The organism is Colwellia sp. BRX9-1, from assembly GCF_014077195.1.
GTDB lineage: Bacteria > Pseudomonadota > Gammaproteobacteria > Enterobacterales > Alteromonadaceae > Colwellia_A.
This window is the reverse complement of record NZ_JACGVM010000001.1, coordinates 30,037-52,262: the sequence shown is the minus strand read 5'-3', so window position 1 is coordinate 52,262 and position 22,226 is coordinate 30,037. Positions and strand designations below refer to the sequence as shown.

Below are 22,226 nucleotides of genomic sequence, written 5' to 3'. Positions count from 1 at the left end.
ACCTCGTTTAGCAATAAACGAGGTTTTTTATTTTTTACGCTATATTTAGTTTATTGACTCAATAACAACTGACAATTAATGACATTATAATAAACAGTGGCGGTTAAGTGCGCTGTAAATGAATTTTTGGCGACTTTACCAAGAAGATGAGTAGTTTACTTAGTATTTAAAAAAGACCTTTACTGCGCTGACAAGGTAATTTGTACACGGCGAGTAATATTACATAAGAGCTCATAGGGAATGGTAGTTGCACATAGCGCTATTTCGGCAACAGATAATTGCTCTCCCCACAAAGTCACAACATCGCCAACCTGTTCTTGTGCATTTATCCCTAAATCAACAGTGATCATATCCATTGATACTCTTCCTACCAAAGGAACCCTTCGTCCATTGACCAAAACAGGTGTGCCATTTTTAGCATGCCGAGGGTAACCATCACCGTAACCAATGGCAACAACACCAATAATAGTCTTTTGCTCACTTGTCCAAGCATTACCGTAACCGACTGATTCGCCAGCGGCTAATTCACGTACGGCGATCAAACTTGACTTCAGCGTCATTACTGGCAGAACATCCAAGGTTATATCTTTATTGTGCAAAGCACTCTCTGGCGCACAAGTTGATAAATTTGCTGCGTTACTTTCAAAGGGTAAAGGAGAAATCCCGTATAATAATAAACCGGGGCGAAGCCATTGGTAATGGCTTGCTGGCCATGCACAAATACCGGCAGAGTTTGCCAATGTTCGTTCTTCGTTACAGCCTAACGTTACTTTTTCAAAGAGTGATATTTGTTGGCGAGTCGCCTGATTGCTTTTATCATCAGCACAACCTAAGTGACTCATTAGCACAATATTTTTTTGAACGTTTACTGAGTCCGTTAATTGCTGATAAAAATGGCTAAACTCCTCTGGATTTATACCTAAACGGTGCATACCTGTATCGATTTTTAGCCAAACCTTTAACGGAGAAGGAAGCGTTGCCGATAAAAGAGCATCAAGTTGTTGATGGTTATGAATAACCGTTTGTAAATTATTGACCGCAAGTATCGCTAAGTCTTTTGCATTAAAAAAACCTTCGAGCAAGACAATCGGTTGAGTAATACCTGAAGACCGTAATGCCAGCGCTTCATCAATTCTTGCCACGGCAATAGCATCAGCGGTGATCGATGAATGACCGTGTTCATTTATTTTAGCTTGCTCAGAAAACAATGCGTGCGCAATGCGTTCAAGGCCATGGCCATAGGCATTAGCTTTTAAAACGGCTAGCACCTTTGCTGTCGGTGCAAGTGATTTTATCTGCGCTAAGTTGTGCTTGAGCGCAGATAAATTAATAATTGCCGTTGCAGTCGTTAATGCCATTAATCTTCATCTAATACATGCGGGCCGGCATAATTATCAAAACGAGAAAACTGTCCTTGGAAAGTCAACGGAACACGACCAATAGGGCCGTTACGTTGTTTACCAATAATAATTTCTGCCATACCTTTAAACTCTGAATCATCGTGATAAACCTCATCACGATAGATAAACATGATCAAATCGGCATCTTGCTCAATAGAGCCTGATTCACGAAGATCCGAGTTAATCGGCCGTTTATCTGAACGTTGCTCCAAACTACGATTTAGCTGAGACAGTGCCACAACCGGCACTTGTAATTCTTTAGCTAATGCTTTTAATGACCGTGATATTTCGGCAATCTCTAAGGTGCGGTTATCAGCAAATTGTGGCGCGCGCATCAACTGTAAGTAATCGATCATGATCATACTTATACCACCGTGATCACGGGCAATACGGCGCGCACGAGAGCGAACATCGGTTGGCGTTAAACCAGCGGCATCATCAATAAACATCTTACCTTTATCAATAAGTAACCCCATGGTTGATGATAAACGCGCCCAATCTTCGTCACCTAATTGCCCCGTACGAATTTTGGTTTGGTCAATACGGCCTAATGAGGCTAGCATTCTCATCATCAGTTGTTCTGCAGGCATTTCTAAACTAAAAATCAATGCGGGTTTATCTTCAGTCATCGCCGCGTTTTCTGCGATGTTCATCGCAAAGGTAGTTTTACCCATTGATGGACGTGCAGCAACGATAATAAGATCTGACTTTTGAAAACCAGCGGTCATCTTATCTAAATCAGAAAAGCCACTAGAAACACCGGTAACACCATTATTTGGCGATGAACAAAGTTGTTCAATACGATCGACTGTTTTTTCTAGTACTGAGGTAATGTTTTCTGGCCCTTCGGACTTGTTAGCCCGTTGTTCCGCGATAGCAAATATTTTAGTTTCAGCAAAATCGAGAAGCTCTGCACTAGCACGGCCTTGAGGATCATAACCCGCTTCAGCAATTTCATTTGCCACACTGATCATTTCACGAGTAACTGCACGTTCACGAACGATGTCGGCATAAGCGGTGATATTGGCCGCACTGGGTGTATTCCTCATCATTTCGGCAAGGTAAGCAAAGCCACCAGCATCTTCAAGTCGTTGCTCGTTTTCTAAAGCTTCAGATAAGGTAATTAAATCAACAGGGTTGCCTAGTTCAATTAACGCAGCTATGGTTTCAAAAGTAATACGATGTGAACGACTATAAAAATCCTGAGCGACAACACGTTCGCCAACACGATCCCACGTCTCGTTATCGAGCAATAAACCGCCCAATACAGATTGCTCTGCCTCAAGCGAATGAGGTGGAACTTTTAAAGCATTCATTTGACTATCTTGAGAATACTTTTTATCTTTGAAAAATTTATTTGGCTTGCGCTCTGCCATTTATATACCCTAAAACTCTATCGCAAATGCGAGATTAAAACTTTTGGTAGATTAGCAGAATTTACTTTGAAACAGAATATAAATACGAGCCAGAAAGCGCCCTAACTCGTTCTATTTTCAATGCCAGAGTCATAAAAATTAATTGCTGACGCTAATATTGCCATTTACCGTATTTACACGTACGTTCGCGTTGGCACTACCGGTTTCAAAGTCTAATTTTGAGCTTGGTCCATACTTAGCTTTATTTGATTTTTGCGTGGTAATTTTATTAGTGATCTGACCACCAGCACTGGCTGATAATCTGAAGCTTGCTTGAACATTTTTCTGTAGCTTTAATGCTAAACCGCCACTAACACTAGACATTTTAACGACACCACCATCATTTAACGATAACGTTGCTGAAAGATCGCCACTGACATTTGCAACGGTAAGTTCGTCAATATCATTTAATCCTATGTTAATATCGCCACTGACATTTTCGATCGTCACTTCTTTTGCTGTTGATTGCGCGTCAATTTCACCACTGACCACGCGCAAACTTAAACGTCCACGTGACTGACGATCTTTAATATTACCGCTAACACTCGACAAACTCACTTTCCCTGATAATTTGCTACTGTTAATATCACCACTAACTGAAATTAATTCAATGCGTTCACTCAAATTTACCGCTTTGATGTTACCACTTACTGTTTTTGCTTCGGCGCTGGCATGCAAGTTCTCAAAATTAATATCACTGGCAATCCCCTCAAACCTGACACGAATGTTTTTAGGCATATGAATCGTTAATACTGAGCCTTTAGCATTGTTACCCCAGAAGTTGTTGCTATGATTTTCAAGCTCAACCTTAATTTTTACACGCGATCCTTGTTGCTTAAAGAGTAAACCTTCGGCGTCGTCTTCCAATTCTCCCTTTATCGAAATAGTGTTTTTATCCCAACCAATAACCGTAATATTACCGCGTAAATTTTCAATATTTACACTACTGACATCACTGACCAGTAATGACTTGTCTATCTGCTCACCCGCAAAGCTTGAACAAGCGGCTGAAAATAACATCATCGGAATAACTTTTTGTAAAACTCTCATAACTACCTCTTTATAGTGTTATCTTTAAATACTCTGCCATTTAGGGCTGTATAGTTGGCTTAATAGATCTAATTCTTGTTTTTGGGTCCAACGTAATAAATTAAGTAAATCATTATTACTTGGGTCTTCATTTAGAGCCTTTTCAATCGTAGCTTGGGCTGAACTTAGGTTTATTAACTCTTGTTGAATTTCTTTTGGCAGTGCCGATATTTTAGGCTGGCCAAAGCTAATCAACATCGATTGCTTGGTATGCTTAAAATTTTCTTGCATTGCAGTTACTAAGGTCAGGGGTGAGTTATTTTGTTGCGCTAAATCCAGCGGCTGTTCTGAAAATTGAGGCGAAAAAGAAAACCAAGTAGCCAATACTGCGAGCACTAAAGATGCCGCCCATGCTGTAGGCATAAACACTTTTTTCACCGGTGATACAAAGACGGGTTTGTCTTGTGTTTTAACTTCAATTGCACGTTCAATACCAGCCCATAAATCACGTTGTGGTGTCATTTCATCAGGTAATTTTGCCAGTGCTTTTTGTAAAGCTTGCTCTGATAATAATTTATTCATATCTCGATCCACTCCATTAACAAATTTCTAGCTCTATGGTATTGCGCTTTACTAGTACCTACTGCCATGTCGAGCATATTTGCAATTTCTTCATGGCGGTAACCTTCAACCGCGAACAAGACAAAAACTAAGCGAGCTCTTTCAGGTAAACGAGCTATATGTTTATCTAATTCGGTTAGACCCGCACTATCTGGCATTTCTACGGCAATATCTGCCATGGTTTGATCTTCGATACTAAAGATACGTTGCAACCAGTTTTTATGTTTGCGCAAGTGTCCAAGTACAATATTGTTGGTAACACTGTGTAACCAAGTAGAAAATTTACTTTCACCACGAAAATTAGCTATTTTTTGCCATAGTTGTACAAAAACCTCTTGGCAAACATCCTCGGCACTATCCTTATCTGCAAGCATACGCCAGCAAATAGCATAAACTTTACGATGATACTGCTGATAAAGTTGATAAAAAGCCTGCTGATCACCCTGCTGTGCTCGACTAATAATTGCACGTTCTTTTGCACGGTTTACAGCAATAGTGGTCGGCGGTTCAGCACAGTTTTTAATGTTAATAACTTTCGGATTATCCAAAGGTTAACTCTCAATAATGGTGTCGTTATAAAGTAAGATACAGTATTTATGAAAAGGGTTTAAAGAAAAGCGAAAAATATTATCTTTTTTGAGAACGTAGCAAAGCTGAATGGTATTTCAATGGATTTTTAGGCATAAAAAAAGCGTCTTACGACGCTTTTTTTTACATTTTGATTTTAGCGCAAAATTACTTGCTACTAAGTGCACCAAAACGTTTGTTGAATTTATCAACACGACCACCGGTCTCAGCAGCTTTTTGTTTGCCCGTGTAAAATGGGTGACAAGCTGAACATACGTCTAAGTGAATATCTTTTTTCGCTGTAGAACGAGTTACGATGATGTTACCGCAAGAACAAGTTGCCTTGAACTCAACATAATTAGGATGAATACCGTCTTTCATAGAAACCTCTGTATAAGGCCGTATCGCCACTTAGTCAGTCATTATTGCTGCTAAGCACCATACGAGTTAAAAATAATGGAGGCGAATTTTAAATCATCGACACATGCTTAGCAATAGCCTAATGACACTAATTGCTAAAAAATGAACAATTAATCCGTTAAGGTGATTAAAGTTAAACTTTCTATAAAATCGTACTTGGCATATTAACAACAAGTCGGCAGAATAAGCTTAATTATCGTCAAAAAAGTACTCGTTATGCAGGTTAGTTATATTCAAGTCGCTATTCCTGTACCTATGCGTCAGTTATTTACTTATATCGTGCCAAAAAGCATCAGTAGTGACGAGATTCAAATAGGCGCACGAGTGATCGTACCTTTTAGTCATAGAGAAGTTATTGGTATTATTATAAGTACCAGTGAAGTCTGCGATATTGACGACAAAAAACTTAAGCCGATTATTGGCTTAGTCAATGACAACTTTCGTTTTCCTCCCGCGCTGTTAAAGTTTTTACTGCGCTGTGCTGATTATTATCATCACCCGATTGGAGACGTACTACAACTGGCTCTTCCCGTGTTGCTTCGTCAAATTGAGCAACCTACTATTGATTTAGCGACCACTTGGCATTGTTTCTTGCTTGAGCAAGACAGTGAAGAAAAGCTGGTATTAGAAAAAATAGTTAAGCGAGCCCCAAAACAAGCCGAACTGTATAATGTCATTAAAACCCACCCAGGGCTAACTTGGGCAGAAATTAGAACATTAGGCTATACAAAAGCACAATTAAATACGCTTGAAAAGAAAAAGTTAATTGAAGAAAGGCAACAAAAAGCTGAAACCTTTGTCTATCACCAAGACGCTTTAGCTGAGAGTGAAAAGCTAACCTTAACCGTTGAACAAGCGGTTATTGTCTCAGCGGTGAAAGCGTCCTTTGAGCAGTTTTCTTGTCATTTAGTAGACGGTGTCACCGGTAGTGGTAAAACCGAAGTTTATTTACAAGCGATGGAAAAAACTCTCGCCGCCAATAAACAAGTACTGGTATTAGTGCCTGAAATTGGTCTAACACCACAAATGCTCAGTCGGTTTGAACAACGCTTTAATTTACCTATTTGCTTGCACCACTCAGGATTAAACGACAAAGAACGTTTACAAACTTGGCTGGCTGCACAACGGGGCACCGCCGCAATAATTATTGGCACGCGTTCAGCTGTTTTTGCGCCGCTACATCATTTAGGTTTAATTATTGTTGATGAAGAGCACGATGGCTCTTTTAAACAACAAGACAGTTTTCGTTATCACGCGCGCGACATTGCTATTTTACGCGCGGGTCAGTTAAATATTCCCATTGTACTCGGTAGTGCCACGCCTAGTTTAGAAACGCTACAAAATGCATTGTCGGGTAAATATCAATATCATCAATTAACTAAAAGACCCGGTCAAAGTACTCAAGCCAAAATCAGTCTTATTAATGTTGCCCAACAGCAAATGGAACATGGCTTATCAGGTACGTTAAAAAAGGCGATTGAAACAACACTTAAACGCGGTGAACAAGCCTTAATATTTTTAAATCGCCGTGGTTATGCGCCAGCGATTAATTGTCAAGAGTGTCACTGGGTAGCCGATTGTCAGCGTTGTAATAAACCTTATACTTTGCACCAAGGAAAAAAATTATTAATTTGTCACCACTGTAGTAGTCAAAAGCGTATCCCATACCAGTGTCCTAGTTGCGGAAGTGTTCGTATTAAACCTATGGGGCAAGGTACAGAACAATTAGAAGAGCGCATCGGCGAACTTTTTGCTGACTATAGTACCGTAAGAATAGATCGCGACAGTACTCGTAAAAAAGGCGAATTAGCAAAATTATTACAAGAAGTCAGTGATAAAAAACATCAGTTACTGATTGGTACACAAATGTTGGCGAAGGGGCATCACTTCCCTGATGTAACACTGGTTGCAGTGTTAGACGTTGATGGTGCACTCTTTAGTTTTGACTTTCGTGCTGCCGAGCACATGGCACAATTATTAGTGCAAGTTGCTGGCCGTGCAGGTCGAGAAAGTAAGCCTGGCAAAGTTTTAGTACAAACCAACTTCCCTGAACATCCATTACTGCAAGATTTAGTCAACAACGGTTACCCACACTTTGCTAAATATGCGTTAACTGAGCGCAAACAGGCCTTATTACCACCGTTTAGTTATCAAGCACTTTTTCGGGCAGAAGCTAACTATCCTTCTTATCCTGAAAAATTTCTCAGTGCATTAACCGAATTTACTTTTGATGGCTGCCAATTTGCCGGTCCGGTGCCAGCTGCGATGGAAAAAAAAGCAGGTAAATATCGCTATCATTTAATTGTACAAGCTAAATCACGCAAGCAACTTCATCTTGCTATTTATCAGCTGATTAACGCTATTTCTCAGAATGAATGGCAGAAAAAAGTACGCTGGACAGTAGATGTTGATCCACTTGATTTAAGTTGGTAACTTTAAGTAATAAGCCTTCTGTTACAATTTTCTTTTTAAACTAGTGTCATTTCCTTACCAGTTGGTTAGAATTACCCGACGTTTACCGGTATATTATTATTTCATGGCTCATCAAGATTACGTTTCCCGCGCACAAAACAAAAAGAAAAGTCCCTATAAAGGCAAGGTAGCGCCTAAACCAACCTTCACCTTAAAATTTAAGCTTTTACTCTTTTTAGTCATGTTATTGATCGGTGGTTTTATTTATGGATTATGGTCAATAAAAGACAATAAACCGCAAATCTCTCCCGTGAAAATAGTCAAAGAAGCCCCACAAGCTGTAAAAGAAAAAGCATTACCCGCTCCACCAAAAGAGATATGGGCATATGTTGACAACCTAAAGAGTAAAGAAGTTGAAGTGGGTAAATATGAAGTTAAGGATAAAGGACCGTATAAGATGCAGTGCGCGTCGTTTAGAACGATGAGACAAGCCGAAGTATTAAAAGCCAATATTGCCTTTACTGGCTTAACGGCTCAAATAAGTGAATCTAAAGGTAAAAACGGTATTTATTACAAAGTGTTTTTAGGTCCTTATGAGCGTAAACGTGAAGCAGAAAAAGACAAACATAAGCTAAAAAGTAATAATGTTAATGGCTGCCAAATTTGGCTTTGGAAATAAAATCCAACGGATTAGTGAACAATAAGTTAGTCCAATTGACATAATAGACACATTTATCTAGCTCCCTCCTTGAAAAAGTCATAATTAGCCTTATCTATTCTTCATAGATATAAATAAATATTTGAGGTTAATTGTGACAACTATCGTATCCGTAAGACGTAATGGCAAAGTAGCAATTGGTGGTGATGGCCAAGTATCGCTAGGAAATACCGTAATGAAAGGTAATGCTCGCAAAGTTCGTCGTTTATATAACGGCAAGGTCCTTGCTGGTTTTGCTGGCGGCACTGCTGATGCTTTTACTTTATTTGAGCGCTTTGAAAGTAAACTTGAACAACACCAAGGCCATTTAACTAAAGCCGCTGTTGAGCTTGCTAAAGATTGGCGAAGTGACCGCGCCTTAAGAAAATTAGAGGCTTTACTTGCTGTTGCAGACGAAACAGCTTCATTAATCATCACCGGCAATGGCGATGTTATACAACCAGAGAATGACTTAATTGCTATCGGTAGTGGTGGTAACTTTGCACAGTCGGCAGCAACTGCACTGTTAGAGAATACCGAGCTTTCTGCGATTGAAATTGTTGAAAAGTCGTTAAAAATCGCTGGCGACATTTGTGTATTCACCAATCATCAACATACGATTGACGAGCTATAAAGCTCAACTTTCGTCTCGCTTAGTAAGTGTATCAAATAAGTAAAATGCTTAAGGAATTATCATGTCGAATATGACACCACGTGAAATAGTCAGTGAATTAGACAGCCACATTATTGGTCAAAGTGATGCCAAACGTGCTGTAGCCATCGCCTTAAGAAATCGCTGGCGCAGAATGCAGTTAAACGAAGAGTTACGCACCGAAGTTACCCCTAAAAACATTCTAATGATTGGTCCAACGGGGGTTGGTAAAACAGAAATAGCAAGGCGTCTAGCCAAACTTGCCAACGCTCCTTTTATTAAAGTTGAAGCAACTAAATTTACCGAAGTCGGTTATGTTGGTAAAGAAGTCGAAACGATCATTCGTGACTTGGCTGATATGGCAATAAAAATGACCAAAGAGCAAGAAATGGCTCGGGTAAAACATATCGCCGAAGAAGCCGCTGAAGAACGAATTTTAGATATCTTATTGCCACCACCACGAGACGGTTTTGGCGCTGATGGAGCTACGGATAATAGCAGTACTCGTCAAGCTTTTCGCAAAAAGTTTCGTGAAGGTCAACTTGATGATAAAGAAATAGAATTAGATTTAGCTGCCCCACAAATGGGTGTTGAAATAATGGCTCCTCCTGGTATGGAAGAGATGACTTCGCAGCTGCAAAATATGTTTCAGGGCATGTCTAATGAAAAAACCAGTAAGCGTAAATTAAAAATTAAAGATGCTTTTAAAGCGTTGCAAGAAGAAGAAGCCGCCAAAATTGTTAACAATGACGATATCAAAGAAAAGGCTATTTATGCGGTAGAGCAAAATGGCATCGTTTTTATCGATGAAATTGACAAGATTTGTAAGCGTGGTGATAGCTCAGGTCCTGATGTTTCTCGCGAAGGGGTACAACGAGACTTACTCCCACTGATTGAGGGCTCAACAGTAAGCACTAAGCATGGCATGATTAAAACAGACCATATTTTATTTATTGCTTCAGGCGCATTCCAGATGGCAAAACCATCTGATTTGATCCCTGAATTGCAAGGTCGATTACCAATTCGTGTAGAGTTACAAGCGCTAACTACCCATGATTTTGTTAGAATTTTGACTGAACCAAACGCATCATTAACTGAACAGTATATTGCTTTGTTGGCAACAGAAGGTGTACATGTTTCTTTTAGTGAAGATGGTATTCAAGCAATCGCTAATGCCGCATGGCAAGTTAATGAAAGTACAGAAAACATTGGCGCAAGACGCTTACATACTATGATGGAACGTTTAATCGAAGACCTATCATTTAATGCTGATAAGCGTGCTGGGGAAGTCATTATAATTGATCAAAAATACGTAGATGACACTATTTCTGAATTAGTTAAAAATGAAGATTTAAGCCGTTTTATTCTATAGAAAGAAAAGAGTAGGAAGTTAACTTCCTACTCTTTTAGCCAATATAAGCGCAGGAATTAATGAAAATCATTCAGTTTACGCTTGATCGCAAGCAAAAAAAATTAACCCTTAATTTTGATAGTAACCTTCAACTTAGTTTCTCCTTTGAATACCTAAGAGTATTTTCTCCTGTAGAAACGAAAGCTAAAAATGGCGTTAAAATACCAGAAGTGTTTCATAAAAAAGACGTGCTATTAACTGATATTGAACCGCTAGGTAAGCATGGCCACCGCTTAGTATTTGATGACAAGCACGGCGCTATTTTCACTGACCAAACATTCAAAAATCTCTTTGATAATTACGACATTAATTGGCAAAGCTATTGTTCAAGTTTAACCACAAGCCAAAATAGGGAAGCGTCGATTAGTTTTGTTGAAGTGAAATAAAATAGAATAAGTTAACACGAACATTCAAGATGGTTTTTATTTAGCGAATTTTACCTAGTAATAACTAGACAGAGATAACGTTTTCTCTTGAAAATACCTGTTCGGTATCTTCAAGAGAAAAGTATATTTCTAAACTTTAAACTGACTCACTTCATTATTTAACACTGCCGCTTGCTGAGATAACTCTTCACTCATTTGTGCATTTTGATGAGATATTAGCCCGGCTTGTTCGGCGACGTCTCTTATCTCAACCACATGTTGATTAACTTCAGAAGCGACCGTACTTTGCTCTTGAATGGCTGATGCGATAGCTGTATTCATTTCCATGATGGTTGAAACATCATAGGTTATTTCTTCTAGCATTTTACCCGCTGAGCTTGCTTGGTCAGCGCTGTCTTGGCCTTGTGTTCGACAAATAGCCATATGAGAAACAATTTCTTTGGTTCGTCCTTGCAATGAACTAATAATTGTTTCAATTTCTTGTGTCGAATCTTGAGTCCGACTGGCTAATGTTCTAACTTCATCAGCAACCACAGCAAAGCCACGCCCTTGTTCACCCGCCCTGGCTGCTTCGATAGCCGCATTTAACGCCAGTAAGTTTGTTTGCTCTGCTATGCCTCGAATAACATCTAATACTGAACCAATAGTATCGCTATCTTTAGCAAGTTCGTGCACTATATTTTCTGACTCCCTTAACTTTTCAGAAAGCTCATCAATTTTCGCAATAGTTTGCTCAACCCCTTCTTTACCACTAATCGCATTATTATTGGTTGCTTCAGCTTTACTCGCAGCGGCATTGGTATTATTAGCAATTTCATCAACGGTCGCAACCATTTGAGTCACCGCGGTAGCGACCATATCCGTTTGTTGAATTTGTGAGTCGACTCCGGCATTAGCAAGGTGAATATTTTTTGATAAACTATCTGTTGCTTCGTGCACAGTATCAACAGAAAGGTTAACGGCCGTAATTAAGTTTCTAAACTTACCCAGCATATTATTAAAAATAGTGGCCATTTCGCCGAGTTCGTCATCACTGTGAGTAGATACGGTCAACGATAAATCCTGAGTATCAGCCACTTTTTTCATGGTCTCGTTTAGCTGATTTATGCTTAATAAAATACTTCTACTGACAAAAAAGGCAAAACTGATGGCAATAAGTAATATGATAAAAAAGACACTGTAGGCAACCAAGTCAACAAATTTGGTGTGCTCAACAACCTCATTTTTACTCAGTAAAACAAGTTTATCTAAAATTTCATCCACTTGATGAACAGCGTTGCGCATATCACCTTTTAAACCTTCTTTAGCGGTGAAACCAAGCCGTTTTTGTCCGGCAACAAAGTCTGTAAATGCTTGTTCATAGAGAGAGATATTATCAATGGCTTGTGATTTAGCATCACTGGATAAATCGCTTACGTTTATGTCTTGAACAAAAGAACTGGCATTATTATTCCAACGGTCGACGTATTTCGCATCAAGACGTAACATAAAGTCTTTCTCATTGCGTCTAAGTTGTAGCATATTGCTCAGCAATTTATAGTCACTATTACCAATCGACTCTTCAACTACATGAACAGCAGATCTTAATGAGCCGTATAGACCGTCGGTTGAAGATAAACCAAGATCTTTTTGTGCATCAACTAAGTCTTTAAAGAACTGTTGATAATCATTTAGCACAGCGCGAAGCTTATTTAATTCAGGAAGGTCTTTGCCTATCGTTTCGTAAGCTTGCTCAAGTGAACCAATATTTCTTATAAGCTCAGCATAATTTTCACTAAACGCCTCAAAATACTTGATATCTTTTCTAGCTAAAAAATCCTTTTCATTACGACGCAACTGTAAAATTTCGGTTTCGATATTGCCAATTTCTCGAGCAATTTTTATATCAGTTTCCAAAGACGACATAGTAAAATTAAGTAAGCCCAACATAAAGACCATTGATAAAACCAAAATACCGGTGTTAGCAATAAGCTTGTGCTTGATTAGCATAAAGGAGATCCTAAAAATATTAATAGATTGATATTTTTAGTATAGGTAGAAAATTAAAATTTGAAACAAATTTATATGTTTTTTTATATGAAATAATAAGATGATAATTATCGGGCAAAGTATTTTTTCAATGCTTCTTCGGGTATAGGTTTACTGATGTAATATCCTTGAACAGCATCACAGCCAATGTTGCGTAATACCCTTAGTTGTTCTTCGGTTTCAACTCCCTCGGCTAAAACACGCTTACCTAAACCATGAGAAAGCTCAACCATAGATTTAACAATCGTTAAATCTGAATCATTACTTGCGACTTCTTCAATAAAACTTCGATCAATTTTAATTTTGTCGATCGGCAGTTTACGCAGGTATGCCAATGAGGAATACCCTGTACCAAAATCATCAATTGAAACTTTTATGCCCATATTTTGCAAAATAACAATGGTATTCATTGCTGTTGCGATTTCAGTCATCACAACATTTTCGGTAATTTCTAAATCTAAACATCTTGGTGTAATTTGATATTTAAAAAGTAAGGCTTGGATATTTTCAATCAATTTTGGATCTTGAAATTCAACGGCGGTAATATTAACCGCTATGGTCACTCGTCGATGATATTCTTTTTGCAAACGTGCAATAGTTTGGCATGCTCGTTCAAGCACATAACTGTCTAGCTCACTAAGCAGGTTAAGCGATTCAATATCAGGTAAAAAACTTGCGGGTTGTAATAAACCACGTTCTTGGTGTTGCCAGCGAACAAGCGCTTCGAAGCCTTCTATACGATTATTTAATAAGTTAAGCTGTGGTTGAAAATAGAGTACAAATTCATTGTTTTCAAAACCATCGCGAATTTCTTTTTCCATGGCAAGTAATCTTCGACCATGCGATTGCATTCCCGTTTTATATTTGACCGTCGCCACATTTTGACTTTCAGCTTGCGCTAAGGCTAAATTAGCTTTCTGCAATAAATCTTCAGCTAATAGCCCATCCCCAGGATATAAACAATAACCAACAGAGCATTGTAATAATACTTTATGTTGTTTGATGTGGTACGCCCGACTTATTAAGCCGTGTAAATGTTCTATTGCAGCCGCTTGTTGCTTTTCGTCAACACCATCAATAATAAAAGTAAAAGAATCACCACTTAATCGTCCAACCACCTGGGGTAAAAATATACTTTCATCAAGTCTACGCGCTATTTCACCCAAAATAGCATCCCCAACCTTAAGCCCGTATGTATCATTGACAAATTTAAAGCCTTTAATATCTAGTAAAAAAACCGCTAAATTTTGTTGATTACAGGCGGTTTTTTCGATGATTAAAGGCAGTTTTTCCATGACTTGTTGTCGGCTTAACGCCCCGGTTAATGAATCGTGCTTACCTAAATATTGAGCCTTATTCATCGCAGAGGTCGCAATACTTCGCTCTGCCCCTTGCATCCAAATAAGCATAGTAAATGCTAATAAAGTAAAGGCACCCAAATCAAAATAAATCAGTACTTCTGCTAATGGCCTAAACCAATACTCATTGATAAGTACAATAGAAAGAAAGGAAAATAAAACGTACCTGCCCCCCATAATAAGACTATAAATAATAAGAATATGTGCCGAAAAATATTTTTTTGGCAAGTTATATAGATAAAAAGCCGTTAGCAATAAACTGCAGCCCATCACAAATGCAGGTAAACTCTCTCGCAGGTAAAAGCGGTTATAAACCTCGTTAACCTCAAATCCATAGAGTAACGTTGCCGTTAGTGCGAACAAAGCACTGAGTATAAAGCTGCTATTGGTGATTTTTTTAGAAATACTTTTTTTTGAAACTGCGCTATATATTCCGAGTAAAAGTGCGCAGAGATGAAAATAAAAACTAACTTGAATACCCACTGTAAGAAGAACTTTCTCTAAGGCGATAACACTGAGGTCGGTAAGTTGGGTTTCAATGGCAAGGCAAAGTTGATGGGCACTTAAAGAAAATAGGCTCACCGTCCAGTAGCTAACATACTGCCGACCTATCCCCCGATAATACAGCAAAAAAAATGTAGCAAGTAAGCCAAAAACTACGGCTTCAACAGAAAATAATAGACCGTGATAAAAGTCTTTCTCACCTACCATGTTATATTCTCTATTAAGTTGCGGGCGACCATTAAATATTCTTTTGCTTAGCAATACAAGACAGTCGCTATTATTATTTGCTGATTATACGGTTATTTACCATTGAATATATTTCACACAACGTTTGTACATCGAGCTATACTAACAGCCAATCGATTAAATTTTTTCACACTTTATGTTTACTGTTGCTGTGAGCAAAAATTTAGTAGCATAGGTATAAGCATTCAATCATAGCATTAAGGAAAAATCATGGAATACAACACCTCAGAGCTTTGTAATATTTATGCCGACCTAATTGATGTTGTTGATCCTATCTTTTGTAATTATGGCGGGCGCAGCTCTTTTGGTGGTCAAGTTGTTACCATTAAGTGCTTTGAAAATAATGGTTTAATAGCACAAATTGTAGCGACAGATGGACGAGGAAAAGTACTTGTTATTGATGGTGGTGGCTCAACACGTAGGGCACTGATTGATTTTAACATTGCTGAACAGGCCGCTAACAATGCTTGGGAAGGAATTGTTTGCTATGGAAGTGTCCGCGACGTAGATGCAATAGAAGAACTCGACTTAGGCATTCAAGGCTTAGTCTCTATTCCTGTCGGTGCTAGTGACCAAGATATTGGCGAAAGTGATTTAGCAATAAACTTTGCTGGGGTAACATTTCTCCCTGAAGACCACATTTATGCTGACAATACTGGTATTATTTTGTCACCAGAGCCGTTAGACATTGAATAAATCATCTAGACTTTATATTCAGTAAGTTACGCCCACTGACTTAAATTGGGCTCACTTAGCTGGCTCACTATGTGGATATTGTTCGAGCCAACGTCGCGTCCAAATTTCAATTTCATCAAAAACAACCCCACGACTTAAATATCTACCCTGAGCATATTCACCACCCATTGATATAAATGCTTGTTCAATATTACTGTTATTAATTGAGGTGCCAATAAGGGGGAGTTTCATTGCCCGGGTTAAATTGATTAGCGCATTAATAATGGCCTTATCGGAGCTACCACTCTCAATATTATTATCACTATTACCCAACAAGCCACAATTAATTTTTACTTGATGGATACTCAGCTTTCGTAAGTATCGTAATGATTCATAGCTGCCTGAAAAATCCCCTATCGCGATCTTTATATTTAAAGATTTCAGCTGATCAATGATCGCTTTTGCTCTTTGGCTAGCAGATAAAATTAGCGCTTCTTTAAACTCGATAATTAAAGAATTTGTATTAATACTATATTCTTTAGCTTGCAAAACAATGTAGTCAATTAATGCCGGTTCAAGTAACTCTTTACTAGCAAAGGTAATGGTTACTGGCTTTTCAAAACCTACCTTTTGTAATTGAGCAATGGCCTTACATGCTTCAACAATCATCTGCTTTGTTAATAGATAGATATCGCCACTATGCTCGGCAATATCGACAAATTGGTTGAGTACACGCGGTGCTTTATCATCGCAATACCAATGCACCTCCATGTGAAAGCCTACTACTTTTTTATTTGCTAGACCTATTTGTGGTTGTAAATACCAATGTAATTTTTCATCGGCTATATCTTGTTTTAATTGTTCCATACGCTGTAATTGTTGTTCGGTATAGAGTGCACTATTGTGGTCAAAGTAACTGACAACTTGTTGAGTTTGTTCTGAAACGAGTAAGGCATCTTCAGCAAATGAAATAACCTCACCGACACTATGACTGTATTCACCCATATAAGCAGCACCAAAAGCCAATTCGAAATTGAGAGAAAAACTTTTAAAACTCATTGCACTGGGCACAGCAGCCATAAGCTCACGGCAAAGCTGATCAACTTTAGTATGGTCAGGATAATTGTCAGTACTCAAATCTAGCACGACTAAAAAGTGTAACCCTTGTAGCCGAGCGATTTTTATCGGTGATTGTTCATCTGAAAAGTTAACTAATAAAATATTTTCAGCGACTTTTTTCTGTAAACAATACGCTAATTGTAATAATAAAATATCAGAATTATGGTGACCTAAAACGGTGTTAACCGCTTGAAAGTTTACCGGCTTAAAAACAATACTCACAAAGCGACTTTTAGGCTGCTGCTTTATAACATTGTCTAGTTTTTCCAAGGCTTGCTGATAACAGGGTAAATTTGTTGCAGGGTCTAACAAATATGCTGTTGATATTTTTTGACGAATATCATCGCTATTATTAAGTTCGACGCGAATGGCTTGCACTAAATACCAACAACCATTGACCAAAGCGGCTAGATAAGAAATAACGATTGCCGACACTAACCAAACAACACTGATAAAAGCATTTAACCACGCGAAAAGAATAACCACGAAACAAAGATGTATAAACCACTGTGCCGTTAATCTCACACTACTAGGCTCTTTAATTTTTTTTGATGAAAGCACCGTAACGCCAGCACATGCAAGCACCAGTAAACTTGCCGCCAGCCAGGCTAAATAACCATCAATATCGGGTAAAAACCATAAACTAAAAACAAAAGATACCGCTGTTGCGACAACAATAAAATTGATTAAATAATTTACTTTTTCTGCCGGTTGAGAATAAGTGCTTCGTAGCCAAAAAAATAACACCGAAGAAAAAATCATGGCTGATGAAAGTATCAATTCACTTTGATAGCTTTTTGGATAAGCCAAGGCATAAAGCATCAATAAAACACTCAGAGAAATCAGTAAGGGGTAACGAAGACGAATGTTTTTTAAGGGCTTAACTAAGGCGATAATTAATATAACAGGAAACATTAACCCCAAAACAAAGGCAATATTAAATTCAGTAAAAGAAAAAGAGGCGGCTTGTGCCGTACTCGAAAATAAAAACAAGCTTAACACTACCATCAAAAAACCAGTGAGTGATAAGCGCGTCGAGCGAAAGTGTTTCATATAAAGCCTTTTACCTAATGACAACAAACCTATACGATTGATGAGTTTAACTAGGAAATTAGATCAATTATTGCAATGCCAAACGGGGTTTATAGCTAAACACCATTAGACGAACCTGCGTATTGAAGTAGAACGGATATATATTAAGACTAAGCAATATAGTGAAGTTTGTATAGGGTGTTTTTAACTAGGCTTATCGCAGAAAAAATTATCGCCTGAATATAAGCCCATTTAATGAAATTAAATGGCTTTATTACCCGCTACAAATAATTCACTCAGTGGGTTTACGCCAAATTGATAACAAAGTTCCGCTGGTTGCTCTATATTCCACAAGGCAATATCTGCATCAAAGCCAAGCGCAAGCTGACCTTTATTAGCTAAACCGAGTGCTTTAGCACCATAACAAGTAACACCAGCTAGTGCTTCTGCCGGTGTTAATCGAAAGAATGTGCATGCCATATTAAGCATCAGTTGAATATTATGAATGGGTGAGGAACCGGGGTTTGCATCGGTAGCAATCGCCATTGGCACTTGATACTTGCGTAATAATTCCATTGGCGGTAATTGTGTTTCACGAAGAAAATAAAAGGCTCCGGGTAACAGTACTGCAGTCATGTCTGCATCTTTCATGGCTTTAATACCGGTTTCATCTAAAAATTCGATATGATCAGATGAAAGCGCATTATATTTTGCCGCTAATGCGGTAGCGCCTAAATTTGATAATTGCTCAGCGTGAACTTTTATCGGTAGATGATGCTTTTGAGCCGCAGCAAAGACACGTTCTGTTTGTACTAAACTAAAACCAATACTTTCGCAAAAAACATCAACCGCATCGGCTAGTTTACCTTCGGCAATAATGGGTATCATTTCATCACAGACTAAGTCGACATATTCATCGGGATTATCTTTGTATTCAACAGGTAAAGCATGAGCGCCAAGGAAAGTCCGCTTAATAGTAACCGGCAGTTTTTCAGCTAACTGCCCTGCTACTTTAAGCATTTTAATTTCGTTTTCTGTATCAAGACCATAACCCGATTTAATTTCAATACTGGTCACACCTTGTTGATGTAATGCAGTTAACCTGGGTAAGGCACTGGCTAATAATTCACTTTCACTGGCTTTGCGTGTGGCAGATACTGTTGAGACTATGCCTCCGCCGGCATTAGCAATTTCTTGATAACTTTTCCCGAGTAAGCGCATTTCAAATTCATTGGCTCGGTTACCGCCATAAACGATATGAGTATGACAATCAACGAGTCCGGGCGTTAACCATTTGCCTTTTCCATCAATAACCCGTACTGATTTTTCATCATATGGGGGTAAAGAAGTTTCAGCGCCTAACCAAGCAATTTTACTTCCACTTATTGCTAAAGCACCATTTTCAATCGCACCATAGCTGTTAGCGCCATCAGTCATAGTCGCTAGATTTACATTAATGAAGAGAGTGTGCCAAGCAGAAGAATTAATCGTCATAATAGATCCAAAAGGTGATTTTAACGCTAAACTTTTAACCAGCGTTTATATCAAAAGATGGCGGCATTATAAGCGTAGTGTTTGATTGCTAATAACGCTACTTTACGCGATAGAGAATAGACAAGCAAGCTTGTATATACAACTATTGACATCAGCACTAATAAATGAGATTGTATATACAAGTTATAGCGTTAAGACGACAACAGTCTTATAAACAATAAACCTAGCGAATTAACATGACTAAAGTAAAAACAGCAAAATTTACCGTAATAAAGCAGCATATTTGCCAAAAAATTGAATCTGGCGAATGGCAACAACATGCAAAAGTCCCTTCTGAAAATGAACTCGCGGATCAATTTTCAGTAAGTCGTATGACAGCAAGACGTGCTTTACAAGAACTTACCGAGCAAGGACTATTGATTCGTTCGCAAGGCTCAGGCACTTTTGTTGCAACGTTTAAGTCACAGTCTTCGTTATTAGAAATTCGTAATATCGCTGATGAAATTCAAGAGCGAGGTCATCGACATCACGCTAAACAGCTGACCTTAAAAGCGGTTGCTGTTAACGAAGAAATCGCTATTTTACTTAACTTAAAAACTAATTCAATTAATAGCGTGTCAGTTTTTTATTCTGAAGTACTGCATTTTGAAAATGATCAACCGATTCAACTCGAACAACGTTTTGTTAATAGCGACTTAGTAAAAAATTATTTACAGCAAGACTTCACGCAAATAACGCCTCACGAATATTTATCAAGTGAAGCACCATTAACAGAAGCAACACACGAAATAGAAGCTGTATTAGCAGAAGCCTATATTTGCCAATTACTTCATATAGAAGAATCAATGCCTTGTTTACAAGTGAAACGTCGTACTTGGTCAAGTAAAGGGGTGGTCAGTTTAGCGACCTTAACCTCTCCGGGTAATAAGTATCGTTTAGGCAGTCACTTAAAATTCTAAAGAAATAATCATCCTTTTTACAACCCATAGTTAGGAAAATATCATGACTATCGAAAATACCTCAACAGACCCAAGATTAGATACAAGCCGAGTGATCAGAGCCGATCGTGGTAATAAAATTACCGCAAAAAGTTGGTTAACCGAAGCGGCTAAACGCATGTTAATGAATAACCTTGACCCTGAAGTTGCTGAACACCCGCAATCATTAGTGGTCTACGGTGGGATCGGCCGTGCCGCACGCAACTGGGCTTGCTATGACAAAATTATTGAAGTATTAAATCGTTTAGAAGATGACGAAACCTTAATGGTGCAATCAGGCAAGCCGGTTGGTGTATTTAAAACCCACTCAAATGCGCCACGTGTTTTAATTGCTAACTCAAACCTAGTGCCAAACTGGGGTAATTGGGAACACTTCAACGAGCTCGATAAAAAAGGCTTGATGATGTATGGCCAAATGACTGCGGGCTCGTGGATTTACATTGGTTCACAAGGTATTGTGCAAGGTACTTATGAAACCTTTGTCGCGATGGCTAAGCAACACTTTGGCGGAAGCGCTAAAGGTAAGTGGGTACTTACTGGTGGGTTAGGCGGTATGGGCGGTGCACAACCTCTCGCAGCAACTATGGCTGGTTTCTCAGCATTAGTGGTTGAATGTGATGAAACCCGAATCGACTTTCGTATCAAAACTCGTTATGTAGACAAAAAAGCAAAAACGCTAGATGAAGCTTTAGTCATGATCAACGAAGCATGTGCTAGAGGTGAAGCGATATCTGTTGGTTTATTAGGTAACGCCGCTGACGTTTTTCCTGAATTAGTAAAGCGTGGTATCACACCCGATGTAACCACAGATCAAACATCAGCACATGATCCATTAAATGGCTACCTTCCACAAGGTTGGACCATGGAATACGCAGCCGAGATGCGCTTAAAAGACGAAGCTTTTGTAGTAAAAGCGGCGAAAAAATCAATGGCGATACAAGTACAAGCCATGCTCGACTTACAAGCGGCAGGTTCTGCAACAACAGATTATGGCAACAACATTCGTCAAATGGCTTTAGATGAAGGGGTTACAAATGCTTTTGACTTCCCCGGTTTTGTACCTGCATATGTTCGTCCCTTATTTTGTGAGGGCATAGGTCCTTTCCGCTGGGTAGCATTGTCTGGCGATCCAGAAGATATCTATAAAACCGATGCAAAAGTTAAAGAATTGATCCCCAATAATCCTCATTTACACAATTGGTTGGATATGGCTCGTGAGCGTATCGACTTTCAAGGTCTACCAGCACGTATTTGTTGGGTTGGTTTAAAAGACCGTGCGCGTTTAGCGTTAGCCTTTAACGAAATGGTTAAAACTGGCGAATTATCTGCCCCCGTTGTTATCGGTCGAGATCACTTAGATTCAGGTTCAGTTGCTTCACCAAATCGAGAAACTGAAAGTATGTTAGATGGCTCAGATGCTGTTTCTGATTGGCCATTACTTAATGCCCTACTTTCAACGTCTGGTGGTGCTACTTGGGTAAGCATACATCACGGAGGTGGTGTTGGTATGGGCTTTAGCCAACATTCAGGTGTGGTTATTGTTGCTGACGGAACTGACGAAGCAGCACAGCGTATTGGCCGCGTTTTATGGAACGACCCTGCGACAGGTGTTATGCGTCATGCCGATGCGGGTTACGATATAGCCGTTGATTGTGCAATAGAGCAAGGCCTTGATTTACCTATGATTGAAGGCGCTAACGGTAAGTAACTTTTTCTTCGTGGCTGACGTAATGACTTAATGCAGCCACATTAAAGAAAACTC

General features: G+C 38.9%; 18 protein-coding genes. 8 read left to right on the top strand and 10 right to left on the bottom strand.

Annotation, left to right across the window (positions count from 1 at the left end; all coding sequences use genetic code 11):
- Positions 1-179 precede the first annotated feature (179 nt).
- The 6 genes from alr to rpmE form a co-directional block, all read right to left on the bottom strand.
- The gene (gene alr, locus H4J76_RS00240) at positions 180-1,358 is read right to left on the bottom strand and encodes an alanine racemase (RefSeq protein ID WP_182214753.1); all 1,179 of its coding nucleotides are present in this window, start codon (positions 1,356-1,358) and stop codon (positions 180-182) included.
- Positions 1,358-2,776 carry a replicative DNA helicase gene (dnaB, locus tag H4J76_RS00235; protein WP_070374997.1) on the bottom strand — a complete coding sequence of 473 codons (1,419 nt, stop codon included), beginning with the start codon at positions 2,774-2,776 and terminating at the stop codon, positions 1,358-1,360. The genes alr and dnaB overlap by 1 nt, the downstream gene beginning before the upstream one ends.
- A gap of 138 nt (positions 2,777-2,914) precedes the next feature.
- A complete protein-coding gene (locus H4J76_RS00230; RefSeq protein ID WP_182229896.1) occupies positions 2,915-3,865 on the bottom strand; it encodes a DUF4097 family beta strand repeat-containing protein in 951 nt (316 codons plus the stop codon).
- Between the two features lie 24 nt (positions 3,866-3,889).
- Entirely contained in the window at positions 3,890-4,426 is a 537-nt protein-coding gene (locus tag H4J76_RS00225) for a hypothetical protein (protein WP_182203265.1), read from the bottom strand.
- On the bottom strand, positions 4,423-4,959 hold the full coding sequence (locus H4J76_RS00220) for an RNA polymerase sigma factor (RefSeq protein ID WP_182230057.1): 537 nt from the start codon (positions 4,957-4,959) through the stop codon (positions 4,423-4,425). The genes H4J76_RS00225 and H4J76_RS00220 overlap by 4 nt, the downstream gene beginning before the upstream one ends.
- A gap of 241 nt (positions 4,960-5,200) precedes the next feature.
- Positions 5,201-5,413 carry a 50S ribosomal protein L31 gene (gene rpmE, locus H4J76_RS00215; RefSeq protein WP_070374999.1) on the bottom strand — a complete coding sequence of 71 codons (213 nt, stop codon included), beginning with the start codon at positions 5,411-5,413 and terminating at the stop codon, positions 5,201-5,203.
- A 255-nt stretch (positions 5,414-5,668) separates the two neighbouring features.
- On the opposite strand from rpmE, the gene priA reads away from it, so the two are divergent.
- The 5 genes from priA (at position 5,669) to H4J76_RS00190 (ending at position 11,010) form a co-directional block, all read left to right on the top strand.
- Positions 5,669-7,885 carry a primosomal protein N' gene (gene priA / locus H4J76_RS00210; RefSeq protein WP_182229895.1) on the top strand — a complete coding sequence of 739 codons (2,217 nt, stop codon included), beginning with the start codon at positions 5,669-5,671 and terminating at the stop codon, positions 7,883-7,885.
- Between the two features lie 103 nt (positions 7,886-7,988).
- Complete coding sequence (locus H4J76_RS00205) at positions 7,989-8,543, top strand: SPOR domain-containing protein (protein ID WP_182229894.1); 555 nt, start codon at positions 7,989-7,991, stop codon at positions 8,541-8,543.
- Between the two features lie 133 nt (positions 8,544-8,676).
- The gene (hslV, locus tag H4J76_RS00200; RefSeq protein ID WP_070375002.1) at positions 8,677-9,195 is read left to right on the top strand and encodes an ATP-dependent protease subunit HslV; all 519 of its coding nucleotides are present in this window, start codon (positions 8,677-8,679) and stop codon (positions 9,193-9,195) included.
- Positions 9,196-9,256: 61 nt separating this feature from the next.
- Complete coding sequence (gene hslU / locus H4J76_RS00195; protein WP_070375003.1) at positions 9,257-10,585, top strand: HslU--HslV peptidase ATPase subunit; 1,329 nt, start codon at positions 9,257-9,259, stop codon at positions 10,583-10,585.
- Positions 10,586-10,644: 59 nt separating this feature from the next.
- Complete coding sequence (locus tag H4J76_RS00190) at positions 10,645-11,010, top strand: gamma-butyrobetaine hydroxylase-like domain-containing protein (protein WP_182176480.1); 366 nt, start codon at positions 10,645-10,647, stop codon at positions 11,008-11,010.
- Positions 11,011-11,139: 129 nt separating this feature from the next.
- Here H4J76_RS00190 and H4J76_RS00185 read toward each other — a convergent pair whose 3' ends face one another.
- Positions 11,140-12,999 (bottom strand): methyl-accepting chemotaxis protein, encoded by a 1,860-nt coding sequence (locus H4J76_RS00185; RefSeq protein ID WP_182229893.1) that lies wholly within the window; start codon positions 12,997-12,999, stop codon positions 11,140-11,142.
- 107 nt (positions 13,000-13,106) lie between these two features.
- Complete coding sequence (locus tag H4J76_RS00180; protein ID WP_182229892.1) at positions 13,107-15,107, bottom strand: bifunctional diguanylate cyclase/phosphodiesterase; 2,001 nt, start codon at positions 15,105-15,107, stop codon at positions 13,107-13,109.
- Between the two features lie 249 nt (positions 15,108-15,356).
- On the opposite strand from H4J76_RS00180, the gene rraA reads away from it, so the two are divergent.
- Positions 15,357-15,842, top strand: coding sequence for a ribonuclease E activity regulator RraA (gene rraA, locus H4J76_RS00175; protein ID WP_070375007.1), 486 nt, complete (start codon positions 15,357-15,359; stop codon positions 15,840-15,842).
- Positions 15,843-15,893: 51 nt separating this feature from the next.
- Here rraA and H4J76_RS00170 read toward each other — a convergent pair whose 3' ends face one another.
- Entirely contained in the window at positions 15,894-17,993 is a 2,100-nt protein-coding gene (locus H4J76_RS00170; RefSeq protein WP_182229891.1) for an EAL domain-containing protein, read from the bottom strand.
- Positions 17,994-18,233: 240 nt separating this feature from the next.
- Positions 18,234-19,466, bottom strand: a complete 1,233-nt coding sequence (gene hutI, locus H4J76_RS00165) for an imidazolonepropionase (protein WP_182214764.1) — start codon at positions 19,464-19,466, stop codon at positions 18,234-18,236.
- Positions 19,467-19,702: 236 nt separating this feature from the next.
- On the opposite strand from hutI, the gene hutC reads away from it, so the two are divergent.
- Positions 19,703-20,425, top strand: a complete 723-nt coding sequence (gene hutC, locus H4J76_RS00160; protein ID WP_182214766.1) for a histidine utilization repressor — start codon at positions 19,703-19,705, stop codon at positions 20,423-20,425.
- A 43-nt stretch (positions 20,426-20,468) separates the two neighbouring features.
- Complete coding sequence (hutU, locus tag H4J76_RS00155) at positions 20,469-22,172, top strand: urocanate hydratase (RefSeq protein WP_182222519.1); 1,704 nt, start codon at positions 20,469-20,471, stop codon at positions 22,170-22,172.
- Positions 22,173-22,226: the final 54 nt, after the last annotated feature.